The 12,541-nt window shown below is 70.3% G+C and carries 13 protein-coding genes; 5 read left to right on the top strand and 8 right to left on the bottom strand.

Annotation, left to right across the window (positions count from 1 at the left end; translation table 11 throughout):
* Nucleotides 1–310: 310 nt before the first annotated feature.
* From ACWC2B_RS01730 to ACWC2B_RS01715, 4 genes are read right to left on the bottom strand one after another with little or no spacing between them, the layout of a single operon-like run.
* Complete coding sequence (locus ACWC2B_RS01730; protein WP_450714427.1) at nucleotides 311–748, bottom strand: Fur family transcriptional regulator; 438 nt, start codon at nucleotides 746–748, stop codon at nucleotides 311–313.
* A gap of 59 nt (nucleotides 749–807) precedes the next feature.
* Entirely contained in the window at nucleotides 808–1,710 is a 903-nt protein-coding gene (locus ACWC2B_RS01725; RefSeq protein ID WP_450714543.1) for a metal ABC transporter permease, read from the bottom strand.
* Between the two features lie 5 nt (nucleotides 1,711–1,715).
* A complete protein-coding gene (locus ACWC2B_RS01720) occupies nucleotides 1,716–2,474 on the bottom strand; it encodes a metal ABC transporter ATP-binding protein (RefSeq protein WP_450714426.1) in 759 nt (252 codons plus the stop codon).
* A gap of 32 nt (nucleotides 2,475–2,506) precedes the next feature.
* The gene (locus tag ACWC2B_RS01715) at nucleotides 2,507–3,505 is read right to left on the bottom strand and encodes a metal ABC transporter substrate-binding protein (protein ID WP_450714425.1); all 999 of its coding nucleotides are present in this window, start codon (nucleotides 3,503–3,505) and stop codon (nucleotides 2,507–2,509) included.
* Nucleotides 3,506–3,682: 177 nt separating this feature from the next.
* Between ACWC2B_RS01715 and ACWC2B_RS01710 the strand changes: the two genes are divergently transcribed.
* Complete coding sequence (locus tag ACWC2B_RS01710; protein WP_450714424.1) at nucleotides 3,683–5,065, top strand: glycine--tRNA ligase; 1,383 nt, start codon at nucleotides 3,683–3,685, stop codon at nucleotides 5,063–5,065.
* A 161-nt stretch (nucleotides 5,066–5,226) separates the two neighbouring features.
* Here the strand turns inward: ACWC2B_RS01710 and ACWC2B_RS01705 are convergent, their stop codons facing one another.
* Nucleotides 5,227–5,658, bottom strand: coding sequence for a hypothetical protein (locus ACWC2B_RS01705; protein ID WP_450714423.1), 432 nt, complete (start codon nucleotides 5,656–5,658; stop codon nucleotides 5,227–5,229).
* Nucleotides 5,659–5,835: 177 nt separating this feature from the next.
* Between ACWC2B_RS01705 and ACWC2B_RS01700 the strand changes: the two genes are divergently transcribed.
* The 3 genes from ACWC2B_RS01700 to ACWC2B_RS01690 are packed head-to-tail and all read left to right on the top strand — an operon-like array spanning nucleotide 5,836 to nucleotide 8,557.
* Nucleotides 5,836–7,083, top strand: coding sequence for a histidine kinase (locus ACWC2B_RS01700; RefSeq protein ID WP_450714422.1), 1,248 nt, complete (start codon nucleotides 5,836–5,838; stop codon nucleotides 7,081–7,083).
* On the top strand, nucleotides 7,071–7,727 hold the full coding sequence (locus tag ACWC2B_RS01695) for a response regulator (RefSeq protein WP_450714421.1): 657 nt from the start codon (nucleotides 7,071–7,073) through the stop codon (nucleotides 7,725–7,727). Before ACWC2B_RS01700 ends, ACWC2B_RS01695 begins: the two co-directional genes overlap by 13 nt.
* Nucleotides 7,724–8,557 carry a DUF4097 family beta strand repeat-containing protein gene (locus tag ACWC2B_RS01690; protein ID WP_450714420.1) on the top strand — a complete coding sequence of 278 codons (834 nt, stop codon included), beginning with the start codon at nucleotides 7,724–7,726 and terminating at the stop codon, nucleotides 8,555–8,557. Before ACWC2B_RS01695 ends, ACWC2B_RS01690 begins: the two co-directional genes overlap by 4 nt.
* A 68-nt stretch (nucleotides 8,558–8,625) precedes the next feature.
* Here the strand turns inward: ACWC2B_RS01690 and ACWC2B_RS01685 are convergent, their stop codons facing one another.
* Entirely contained in the window at nucleotides 8,626–9,222 is a 597-nt protein-coding gene (locus ACWC2B_RS01685) for a TetR family transcriptional regulator (protein WP_450714419.1), read from the bottom strand.
* A gap of 160 nt (nucleotides 9,223–9,382) precedes the next feature.
* A complete protein-coding gene (locus ACWC2B_RS01680; protein ID WP_450714418.1) occupies nucleotides 9,383–10,399 on the bottom strand; it encodes an aldo/keto reductase in 1,017 nt (338 codons plus the stop codon).
* Between the two features lie 245 nt (nucleotides 10,400–10,644).
* Between ACWC2B_RS01680 and ACWC2B_RS01675 the strand changes: the two genes are divergently transcribed.
* Nucleotides 10,645–10,833, top strand: a complete 189-nt coding sequence (locus ACWC2B_RS01675) for a DUF6243 family protein (RefSeq protein ID WP_053727546.1) — start codon at nucleotides 10,645–10,647, stop codon at nucleotides 10,831–10,833.
* Nucleotides 10,834–11,001: 168 nt separating this feature from the next.
* On the opposite strand, the gene ACWC2B_RS01670 is transcribed toward ACWC2B_RS01675, so the two are convergent.
* Nucleotides 11,002–12,465 carry an MFS transporter gene (locus tag ACWC2B_RS01670; RefSeq protein WP_450714417.1) on the bottom strand — a complete coding sequence of 488 codons (1,464 nt, stop codon included), beginning with the start codon at nucleotides 12,463–12,465 and terminating at the stop codon, nucleotides 11,002–11,004.
* Nucleotides 12,466–12,541: the final 76 nt, after the last annotated feature.

Here is a 12,541-nt window from a genome sequence, read left to right as displayed (position 1 = left end):
CACGTACCGGCGGCCCGCAGTCGAACCGCCACGCTCAGAGCCTGTGTCTAAACCCCGCCCGGGCCCGCGGTGTCTGGCACGCACTCCCCCAAGGCCTTAAGGGCCAGGGGGGACCCCCATGCCGCGTTGCCGAAACGCCCTAGTAGCTCCTCCCCCAAGGTCTTGAAGACCAGGGGGTACCCCCATCGAGGACCTTCCGGCGCCTTGCGATCGCACGCACCAGACACCGCGGCCTGATCCGGACGGGGTTTAGACACAGGCTCTCAGGGGGCCGGGGGCGGAGCCCCGAGGGGGTGGAAGGGGAGGCCCCTTACGAGTTCCCCGGGTTGGCGCACGCCTCGCACGTGCCGAAGATCTCCACCGTATGCGCCACGTTCACATACCCGTGCGCCGACGCGATCGACTCCGCCCACTTCTCCACCGCCGGGCCCTCGACCTCGACCGCCTTGCCGCACACCCGGCACACGAGGTGATGGTGGTGGTCTTCCGAGGAGCAGCGCCGGTACACCGACTCCCCGTCGCTGGTGCGCAGCACGTCCACCTCGCCCGCGTCCGCGAGGGACTGCAGGGTGCGGTAGACGGTGGTCAGGCCCACCGAGTCGCCCCGGTGCTTGAGCATGTCGTGCAGTTCCTGTGCGCTGCGGAACTCGTCCACCTCGTCCAGCGCCGCCGCCACCGCGGCACGCTGCCGGGTCGACCGGCCTCGTACGGGGGCGGTATTCGACCCGCCGAGTGGCGCTGTCGTCACAGGTGCCTCCAAGCCTTGACCCGTACAAACTCTCCTGGGGCCATTGTGCCAGCTCCGGCTCAGGCCGTGACCTCGCCGGCCTGAGGCTTTGCCGGGGCGGGCACGTCGAGCCCGCACTCGCCCTCGGTCGGTGCGGCCGCCCCGGCCCGGGCCCGCCGCTTGGCGAGCGGCGTCGCGAGCGCCGTCAGGACGATGAAGATCGCGATCGTGAACAGGACGATGACCGCGCCCGGCGGCACGTCCTCGTAGTACGTGACCACCGTGCCGCTCAGCGTCACCGTCACCCCGATCGCCACCGCGATCGCGAAGGTCAGGGCGAAGCTGCGGGACAGCTGCTGGGCGGCCGCGACCGGCACCACCATCAGGGCGGAGACCAGGAGCAGGCCGACCACACGCATGGCCACCGTCACCGTGACCGCCGCCGTGACCGCCGTCAGGAGGTTCAGGGCGCGTACCGGAAGACCCGTCACACGTGCGAACTCCTCGTCCTGGCTGACCGCGAAGAGCTGGCGGCGCAGGCCGACGGTCACCGCGAGGACGAACGCCGCCAGGAGGCCGATGGCCCACACGTCGGACTGGGAGACCGTCGACAGGGAGCCGAAGAGGTAGGAGTTCAGGTTGGCCGTCGAGCCGCCCGGCGCGAGGTTGATGAAGAGCACGCCGCCCGCCATGCCGCCGTAGAACAGCATCGCGAGCGCGATGTCGCCGCGCGTCTTGCCGTACCAGCGGATCAGTTCCATGGTGACCGCGCCGAGTACGGAGATCAGCGTCGCCATCCACACGGGGGAGGTGGAGAGGAGGAAACCCAGGCCGACGCCGGTCATCGCCACGTGGCCGATGCCGTCGCCCATCAGCGCCTGGCGGCGCTGGACCAGGTAGATCCCGACGGCGGGCGCGGTGATCCCGACGAGCACGGCGGCGATCAACGCCCGTTGCATGAAGGGTGAGTTGAGGAGTTCCATCATGGTCAGGTCAGCAGTCCCGTGCGTACCGGCTCGGCGGCCGTGTGCGGATGTACGTGGTCGTGGCCGGGCAGCGCGTGCTGGCCGACCGCCCTCGGCGGCGGGCCGTCGTGCGCGACGCATCCGTCGCGCAGCACGACCGCCCGGTCGATCAGCGGCTCAAGGGGGCCCAGTTCGTGCAGCACGAGGAGGACCGAGGCGCCCGCGGCGACCTGCTCGCGCAGGGTCGCCGCGAGGATCTCCTGGCTCTCGATGTCGACGCCCGCCATCGGCTCGTCCATGATCAGGAGTTCCGGTTCGGCCGCCAACGCCCTTGCTATCAGGACGCGTTGGTGCTGGCCGCCGGAGAGCGCGTCCACGGAGTCCTTCGCCCGGTCGGCGAGGCCGACGGCCGCGATCGCCCGGTCGACGGCCTCGCGGTCCGCCCTGCGCAGGATCCCGAAGCGGGTGCGCGAAAGGCGCCCGGAGGAGACGACCTCGCGGATCGTGGCGGGCACCCCGCCCGCCGCGGTCGTGCGCTGCGGTACGTAGCCGACCCGCCCCCAGTCGCGGAAGCGCCGGCGCGGGGTGCCGAAGATCTCCACCGAGCCGCCGCTGAGCGGCACCTGCCCGATGATCGTCCGGATCGCGGTGGACTTGCCCGAGCCGTTCGCGCCGAGCAGGGCCACGACCTCGCCGCGGTGCACGGCCAGGTCGATGCCGCGCAGCACGGGGCGCGAGCCGAGCTCGGCCGTCACCTTGGTGAGCGATATGACGGGCTCCATGGCGGGTGCCTCCAAAGCGGGTGGGCGGATGGTCACTTGGCGCCGAGCGCCGTCGTCAGGGCGGTCAGGTTGGACCGCATCACCGAGAAGTAGTCGGTGCCCTTCGACTTGTCGGTGATGCCCTCAAGAGGGTCGAGTACATCAGTCTTCAGTGAGGCGTCCGACGCCAGGGTCTTGGCGGTCTTGTCGCTGACCAGCGTCTCGTAGAAGACGGTCGTGACCCCGTCGGCCTTCGCCATCTTCTGGAGGTCCTTGATCCGCGCCGGGCTGGGCTCGGAGTCCGGGTCGAGGCCGTTGATGGCCTCCTCGGTCAGCCCGTAGCGCTCGGCGAGGTAGCCGAAGGCGGCGTGGGTGGTGATGAAGACCCGCGACTTCAGGGTCTTGCTGTTCTTCAGCGCGGCCGCGTACTCCTTGTCGAGGCCGTCGAGCTTGCCCACCAGGGTGTCGGTGTTCTTCCGGTAGTCCGCCGCGTGGGCCGGGTCGGCCTTCGCCAGGGCCGCGCCGACGCCCTTGGCGACCTCGGCGTATTTCACCGGGTCCAGCCAGATGTGCGGGTCGTCGCCGCTCTCGGAGTGGCTGTGGCCGTGGTCGGCGTGCTCCTCCTCGCCGGCCGCGTGGTCGTGCTCGGCGGCGTGCCCGCCCACCTCGTTGCCGTGCTTCTCCATCGCGGTGAGCGTGGAGGCGTCCACCTTGGTCTTGACGTCGGCCTGCTTGACGGCCGCGTCCACGGCGGGCTGCAGGCCCTTGAGGTAGACCACCGCGTCGGCGTCGTTGAGCTTCGCGGTCTGCTTGGCGCTGATCTCCAGGTCGTGCGGCTCCACGCCCGGCTTCGTCAGCGTGGAGACCGAGACGTGGTCGCCGCCTATCTGCTCGGTCAGGAACTGCAACGGGTAGAACGACGCCACCACGTCCAGCTTGCCGCCCTTCCCGCCCGCGGCGGCCGAACCCGATCCGCAGGCGGTGAGGGCCGTGAGACCGAGGGCGGCGGCGCAGGAGAGGGCGGCCGCGGGTATGAGGCGTCGTACGTTCATGACATCCATTTTCAACAAAAATGGAAACGGTTGTCAATAATCGGGACCGGTGGCCTTCCGCGAGGGGCCGTGCGCGGGCCCCGCGCGGTAACCGATTTGATAGAGGGGGTGCGGCCGCCGCTAATCTGAGGCATTCGCCGTTCCCCCGTTCACGTCGTCGTTAATGAAGAGAGCACCGTGGCCGCCGACAAGATCGACACCATCGTCAACCTGAGCAAGCGCCGTGGCTTCGTCTACCCGTGCAGCGAGATCTACGGTGGTCAGCGTGCCGCCTGGGACTACGGGCCGCTGGGTGTCGAGCTGAAGGAGAACCTGAAGCGCCAGTGGTGGCGCTACATGGTCACCTCGCGCGAGGACGTCGTCGGCATCGACTCGTCGGTGATCCTGGCCTCCGAGGTCTGGGAGGCCTCCGGCCACGTCGCGACCTTCACCGACCCGCTCACCGAGTGCACCTCCTGCCACAAGCGCTTCCGCGCGGACCACCTCGAAGAGGCGTACGAGGAGAAGCACGGCAAGGCCCCCGCCAACGGCCTCGCCGACCTCAACTGCCCCAACTGCGGCAACAAGGGCACCTTCACCGAGCCCAAGAGCTTCTCGGGCCTGCTCTCCACCCACCTCGGCCCGACCCAGGACACCGGCTCGGTCGCCTACCTGCGCCCCGAGACCGCCCAGGGCATCTTCACCAACTTCGGCCAGGTCCAGCAGACTTCCCGCAAGAAGCCGCCGTTCGGCATCGCGCAGATGGGCAAGTCCTTCCGCAACGAGATCACGCCGGGCAACTTCATCTTCCGCACCCGCGAGTTCGAGCAGATGGAGATGGAGTTCTTCGTCAAGCCCGGCGAGGACGAGCAGTGGCAGGAATACTGGATGGAGCAGCGCTGGAACTGGTACACGGGCCTCGGCCTGCGTGAAGAGAACATGCGCTGGTACGAGCACCCCGCGGAGAAGCTCTCCCACTACTCCAAGCGCACCGCCGACATCGAGTACCGCTTCAGCTTCGGCGGCAGCGAGTGGGGCGAGCTGGAGGGCGTCGCCAACCGCACCGACTACGACCTGAGCGCCCACTCCAAGGCATCCGGCCACGACCTCTCCTACTTCGACCAGGAGGCCGGCGAGCGCTGGACGCCGTACGTCATCGAGCCCGCGGCCGGTGTCGGCCGCGCGATGCTGGCGTTCCTGCTCGACGCCTACAACGAGGACGAGGCGCCCAACGCCAAGGGCGTCATGGAGAAGCGCGCCGTGATGCGCCTCGACCCGCGCCTGGCTCCCGTCAAGGTCGCCGTCCTGCCGCTGTCCCGCAACCCGCAGCTCTCCCCGAAGGCCAAGGGCCTCGCGGCGGACCTGCGGCAGAACTGGAACATCGAGTTCGACGACGCGGGCGCGATCGGCCGCCGCTACCGCCGCCAGGACGAGATCGGCACCCCGTTCTGCGTGACCGTCGACTTCGACACCCTCGACGACAACGCGGTCACCGTTCGCGAGCGGGACACCATGGCCCAGGAGCGGGTCTCCCTGGACCAGATCCAGCAGTACCTCGGCAGCAGGCTGCTGGGCTGCTAGGCAGGGGGCTTACTCCTGGGGGCTCCGCCCCCAGCCCCCTGTTTGTCGCCTGCGGACCGTGCGTGGCTGGTCGCGCAGTTCCCCGCGCCCCTTGGCGGCATGACGAAGCCCCGGGTTCCTCCGCCAGGAACCCGGGGCTTCCGCCTTGCCCAGTACGGGAGTCACGGCTTGCGCAGTGCGACCACCCCGCACGCCACCGCCATCGGCAGCTCCGCCGCCAACGCCAGGGTCAGGGACGTCGCAAGGTCGCCGGGGGCCGCCGTCGTCACGTCGAACCAGGCGTCCATCACCAGCAGCGCCGCCGTCGCCGCGGCGAGCTGGGAGGCCCGGGGGTCCTTCCGCTTCAGGAGGACCCCGGTACCGGTCAGGCCCGCCGCCAGCACGGCGTCCAGGCCGATCCACGCCGTCGACCAGTTGGAGACCTCCGTGGTCTGCGGCAGCGTCTTGGCGAGCACCACCATCCACGGCACCAGCGCCATCCCCGCCCCCGTCAGGACGGTCGCCAGACGCGGCCGACGGCCCAGAACTCCCGCAGCGCCCACGACAGTACGGGGCGTACGGCTCGTACGGACCTGAGGGGCGACGAGAGTCATGGCGGCGGGCTCCTTCCGGCCCGGCGGTCCCTCCGCCCGAGCACAGCAACAAGACTCGCGTCCCGAGCCCCTCCGGTCAGTAACGCGGCTGTCCGAACCGGGGGTGGTGCTGGCTACACCCCCGACCGGGCAGCAGCGTGATGGAAAGCCCGTGACCAGCCCAACTACGCTGTGGACATGGCAACTCCCGGCCCGCTGCGGCGTGCGTACGACTGGACCGCCGCGCACGCGCCGTGGTCGGCGTGGGCCTGGCGCAACACCGCCCTCGTGGTGGCATCCGTACCGGTGGCGGTCCCCGCGGTGTTCGCCCTCGCGTACACGTTCTCCAACCCCGGGCACATCCTCAAGACGCTCGGCTTCGTGCTGCTCCTGAACCCGCTGCTCACCCGGCTCCAGCGCAGCCGCTTCTGGTCGCTGACGGGCCTCGACATCCCGCCGATCCAGTGGGCCCGCCCCTGGTACCGCTGGGGCGGCCTCCTCCCGCGGCTGCGCGCCGAATCGACCTGGCGGCAGTACGGCTACCACCTGCTGGTCTCCCCGCTCACCGCGGTCGGCGGCACCCTGGTCGTGCTCGGCTGGGCCTCGGCGGCCGCCTGCACCTTCGTCTACTCCTGGGTGTGGGCACTGCCCGTCAACGACCAGCCCACCGGCTGGACCGAGGCCTATGTCGCTATCACTGTCCTCGGCGTCCTGCTGCTCATCGCCATGCCCTGGTTCGCCGCCCTCGTCGCCGGACTCGACAGCCGCGCGGCGACCGTCCTGCTCGGCCCCAACCGGGCCAAGGAACTCGAACGCCGCGTCGAGGACCTCGCCGAGAGCCGGGCCGACATCCTGGACGCCGCCGACCTGGAGCGCCGCCGCATCGAACGCGACCTGCACGACGGTGCCCAACAGCGCCTGGTCTCCCTCGCCATGAACCTCGGCATCGCCCGCGCCACCCTCACCGACCTGCCGCCCGAAGCGAGGGCTGTCATCGACGAGGCCCACCGCGAGGCCAAGGAAGCCATCGAGGAACTCAGCAACCTCGTACGGGGCCTGCACCCGGCCGTCCTGGAGGACCGCGGCCTGGACGCCGCGATCTCCGGCATCGCCGCCCGCGCCCCCTTCCCCGTCGAACTCACCGTGGACCTCGCCGAACGCCCCTCGCCCACGGTCGAGGCCGTCGCCTACTTCGTCGTCTCCGAAACCCTCGCCAACGTCGCCAAGCACGCCCGTGCGACGCGCTGCTCCGTCCAGGTCCGCCGCCGCGCCCAACTCCTGACGATCACCGTCAGCGACAACGGCGTGGGCGGCGCCGACCCGGCGGGCGGCACCGGACTGCTGGGCCTGCGCAAGCGCGTAGGGTCGGTCGACGGAACCATCAGGATCAACAGCCCCCACGGGGGCCCGACCGTCATCACTGTGGAGCTGCCGTGCGGGCTGTGATCGCCGAGGATTCGGTGCTGCTGCGGATAGGACTCGTCAAGGTCCTGGAAATGGCCGGATTCGAAGTCGCCGCCGAGGCCGGAGACGCCGAGGGCCTGCTGCGGGCCGTCGAGGAACACCGGCCGAAACTGGCACTCGTCGACGTCCGGATGCCACCCGGCTTCACCGACGAGGGCGTACGCGCCGCCCTGATGATCCGTCAGCAGTGGCCGGACACCGCCGTGTTGCTGCTCTCGCAGTACGTCGAGGAGCGGTACGCCGCCGACCTGCTCGCCACCCAGACCGGCGGCATCGGCTACCTCCTCAAGCAACGGGTCGCCGACGTCGAGGAGTTCGTCGACGCCCTCAAACGCGTCGCGTCCGGCGGCACCGCGCTCGACCCGCAGGTCGTCGCCCAGCTCCTGCTGCGCCGCGGCGGCGGGCCCGACCCGCTGGAACGGCTCACCCCGCGCGAACGCGACGTCCTCGCGCTCATGGCGGAAGGCCGCTCCAACGCCGGGATCGCCGCCGAACTCGTCGTCAGCGAGAGCGCGGTGGCCAAACACATCAACAACATCTTCGCCAAGCTCGACCTGCCCGTCGCCGACGGCGACCACCGCCGGGTCCTCGCGGTCCTGCGGTTCCTGGACGGCGGACCGGCATGACCGCCACCGAGCAGCGCGAGGCGCCCAGGAGCGCCAAGGAGCGCCCCCGCCACCGCACCGCCTGGATCATCGTCGCGATCATCGGCGCTCTGGGCGTCGTGGCCCCGTTCACCTTCTCGCTCGTCGCCGACGCCATCAGCCGGACCGACAAGTACGAGAGCCCCGACAACGGCCGCCCCCATGCCGTCTCGGCCGTCGAACTGGACGCCGGATCCGCCCAGATCACCGTCATGACCGGCGCCGCCGGACAGGTGACGATGAACGGCAGCCTCACCTGGTCCATGAAACGGCCGAAAATCGAGCGGACCTGGGACGGCGACACCCTCAAGGTGCGCACCCGCTGCGACGGCTTCGTCGACGAGTTCCTCCAGAACTGCCAGGTCGACCTCAAACTGGCCGTCCCCGCCGGCGTCAGCCTCAAGGTGAAGAGCGGATCCGGCCCGATCAAGGTCCGCGATCTGACCGGCCCGGTCGACGTCCAGGGCGGCTCCGGCAGCATGAAACTGCACGGGCTCAAGGGCACGGTCAAAGCCAAGGTCGGCTCCGGCGAGATCAAAGCGGACCAACTCTCCTCGTCCGAGGCCGACTTGCGGTCCGGCTCCGGCACCGTGGACGCCGAATTCACCGCCGCGCCATGGCGGGTCAAGGCCTCCGCCGGATCGGGCAGCGTCTCGGTCACCGTGCCGCAGGGCGCCCGCTACCGGGTCGCCGGAGGGTCGAGATCGGGCGGCCGCAGCATCCAGAAGGAACTGAGCGATGCCAACTCCGACCGGGTCCTGGACGTCTCCAGCGGCTCAGGATCGGTCACGGTCGGCTACCCCGGCTACTGACCTGCGGGGCCCGCTGTTGATGCTGTCGGCCAGGGCCGCACGCCTCGGACGAGATCCGCCGGCAGGCCCTAACGCTTCAGCCCCAGCAGCAGCAGGTCCACCACAGCGCCGAAGTCGTCCACGATGGAGGGACGCGACCACTCCGCCGCGTACACCGGATCGTGGAAGCGGCCCGTCGCGTCGAACACGGCTCGCGCCGAGACCGCCGCCGACTCGTACGGGACCCTGAACTCGCCCCGCTCCAGGCCGAATTGGATGATCGCGGTGAGCTGGCCCACCAGCTCCGCGATGTGCTCCTCCACGACGCTGCTGTTCTCGCGGAGCAGCACCTCGTACGTCTGGAACAGCTCCGGGTCATCGCCCGCCTTGTGCATCTTGGCCTGGAACAGCTCGCTCAGCCAGAGCCTCAGGACGACACCCGACTCCAGGTCCTCGCGGGCCGCGATGTCCCGCAACAGGTCCGTCGAACGGTTCAGCCACCGCTCGGTGACCGCCTCGCGCAACGCGGCCTTCGTACGGAAGTGGCGGTACACACTGCCGTGACTCACCCCGAGCTGGCGCGCGACATCGACGACCGTCGCCTTCGCCGGGCCGTGGCGGCGCAGCACCTCCTCGGTCGCGACGAGGATGCGCTCGGCGGTCAGCGGTTCCGTACTCATGCCCATGACGTTACCTGCCGCTCGGAAGGACCCACGGAGCCTGTGGACAACCCCGGTCACGGACTTGTCCACAGGTCACAGGCCGCGGGCCACAGGCCACGGGCGCGGGGTGTGGCGTGGGGTGCGGGGTGTGGGGGCGCGGCCCGGGCTCAGCGCCCACTGCGACTCAGTGCTCACTGTCCAGGTGCGCCATCTGGGCCTGGGGGTAGCGGTCGCCCGCGGCCGCGCCGGCCGGGATCGCGGCCTCGATCGCGGCGAGGTCGGCGGCGGTGAGCTCCACGTCCAGCGCGCCGAGCGCCTCGGTCAGCCGGTCCCGGCGGCGCGCGCCGACCAGCGGCACGATGTCCGCCTCGTGCCGGGGCCCCTGCGCGAGGACCCAGGCGATGGCGGTCTGCGCGACCGAGACGCCCTTCTGCTCGGCGATCTTCCGCAGCGCCTCGACGAGGTCCAGGTTGTGCTGGAGGTTCTCGCCCTGGAAGCGCGGGCTCATGCCCCGGAAGTCGCCCGCGGCCAACTGCCGGTCGCGCGAGAAGTGCCCGCTGATCAGACCGCGCGAGAGTACTCCGTACGCCGTGATGCCGATGCCCAGCTCGCTCGCGGCCGGCAGGATCTCGTCCTCGATGCCGCGCGAGATCAGCGAGTACTCGATCTGGAGGTCCGAGATCGGAGCCACGGCGGCGGCCCGGCGCAGAGTGGCCGCGCCGACCTCGGAAAGCCCGATGTGCCGTACGTGTCCGGCCTGGACCAGCTCGGCGATGGCGCCGACGGTCTCCTCGATCGGCACGTTCTCGTCGACCCGGGCGATCCGGTAGATGTCGATGTGGTCGACGCCGAGGCGCTGCAGCGAGTAGGCGGCGAAGTTCTTGACCGCGGCCGGCCGTCCGTCGTACCCGAACCAGGCGCCGTCCGGGCCGCGGAGCGCGCCGAACTTCACGCTGGTCAGCGCCTGTTCGCGGGCCGCGGCGGGGGCGGAACGCAGCGCCTCGCCGATCAGCATCTCGTTGTGGCCCATGGCGTAGAAGTCGCCGGTGTCCAGAAGCGTGACGCCGGCGTCGAGCGCGGCATGGATGGTGGCGATCGACTCGTCCCGGTCGGCTTCTCCGTACAGCGCCGACATGCCCATGCAGCCGAGGCCGAGCACGGAGGTACGGGGGCCGGTGGTGCCGAGGGTGCGGGTTCGCATGAGAGGGGCTCCTTGGTGGTGGGGTGTGCGTCCATCATGACATGACAGCTGACAGATTTCAATATCTGTCAGCTGTCATGCGTCAGATATCAGGCGTCAGGTGGCGCCAGGTGTCAGACGTCGGCCATGGGCTCGGCATCCGGCATGGTCCGACATCTGCCATGGGCGCTTGTCGCCTGTCGCCTGTCGCCCCGCCCCCAATAACTGGTACGACCCACCCCCGGGACCCAGGTACCGTCGCCCTCATGGCTAAGAGTCGTAACAACCTGCTCGGTGTCGGTGGACAGCGAAAGAAGGTGTCCCGCAACGGGGACCAGGGCTCCGTCCAAGGGAGCGCGGCCGACCGGAAGGCGGCCGTGGACAAGAAGGAGGAGCTGCTGCGCAAGATGCGTGAGCGCGCCAACCCCGCGACGACGGAGTCGAGCGAGAGCTGATCCGGGGATCCCGGGGATCCCGGGGATCCCGGGGATCCCGGGGATCCCGGGGTATCCGGGAGGCCCGGGGTATCCAAGGAACCCGGGGCATCCGGAACATCCGTGAATGGCGAAGGGCCCGGAACGTGTCGGACGTTCCGGGCCCTTCGCCGTCGGCGGCTCACCCGCTCACCGCATGGCGCGCGGAAGTCGCAGGCTCAGCAGAGTCGTCAGGACGATCAGGCCGAGCTGGACGAGGAGCGTGACGACGAGCGCGTCGCGCATGCCCATCGAGGGGGCGAGGGCGAGGAAGAGGCTGCCCAGGACGGCGACGCCGAGGGCGATCGCGGACTGTTGGGTGGTGACCACCACGCCGCTGCCCACCCCGGCCCGGTCGGCCGGTATGTCGGAGATCATCAGCCGGATGAGGACCGGGAGTTGGAGGCCCTGGCCGAGTCCGGCGAGAGCCACACCCGGGGCGAGTTCGAGGACACTGAGGCCCGACCAGCCGCGCCACACGGTCAGCACGATCAGGGCGATGCCGACCGCCTGGATCACTCCGCCGGCGGTCACCACGCGGGTGCCGAAGCGGCCGATGAGCCGGGGCCCGGCGAGCGAGGCGGCGAAGAAGGCGAGCGCCATCGGGACGAGGGCCAGACCTGCCGCGACCGGGCCCATCCGCAGTCCCTGCTGCAGCACCACGGCGACCACGAACATGAAGCCGCTGAAGCCGATCGAGAACGGCACCACCATCGCCAGACCGCGCCGCAGCGAGTCCGTTTCGAGCAGGCTCGGCGGCACGAGCGGCGTCCGGCCGAGCCTGTCCGCGCGCCGCTCCACCAGGAAGAACGCGACGGCGGCGAAGGGGAAGGCACCGAGCGAGACCCACGTCCACAGCGGCCAGCCCGCGGCTCGCCCCTCGGTCAGGGGGAGCAGCAGCGACATCAGGGACAGCGCGAGGAGCAGGGTGCCCGCCACGTCGATCGTGGTCGGCCGGTCCGAGCGGGTCTCCGGCATGGTGCGGGCCGTCAGGAGCAGGCCCAGTACGACGACCGGCACGTTCACCAGGAACACCGAGCGCCAGCCGGACCCGGCGATGTCGGCCGCGACCAGGACGCCGCCGAGGATCTGCCCGGCCACCATGGAGAGGCCGGCGGTCGCTCCGTACAGGCTCATGGCCTTGGCGCGGCGCGGGCCCTGGGTGGTGGCCTGGATGGTGGCGAGCACCTGCGGCATCATCAGCGCGGCCGCGGCACCCTGTGCCACCCGTGCGCCGACCAGGGTCCAGGCGCTCGGCGCGAGGCCGCAGGCGAGCGAGGTGAGGCCGAAGGCCGCCATGCCGATCAGGAAGAGCCTGCGCCGGCCGGCCATGTCGCCGAGGCGACCGCCGAGGACGAGCAGGACGGCGTAGGCGACGCCGTATCCGGCGACGACGAGCTCCAGCAGGGCCGGGCCCGCGGCCAGATCGCTGTCCATGGACGGCAGGGCGACGTTGACGATAAAGAAGTCGATCATGGGCAGTGCCGCGCCGAGCAGTACCGTGAACAGCCCGAGCGGCCCGATGACTGCCCCGTGGCGGGTAACCGGGACAGCAGCGGAAGAAGCGGAAGAGGTGGAAGGGTTGGAGGTCGTCCGTACCGTTGTTTCACTCACGGGGAAGACGATCCTCCTCCCGTGAGCCTGGTACCAGAGTCTTCTTATCCTGGTACAAGCACTACCTGCCAACCGG

This window comes from Streptomyces sp. NPDC001415 (genome assembly GCF_053597395.1).
Note: the sequence above shows the minus strand (reverse complement) of the source record. Positions and strands in the feature narration are given on the sequence as shown.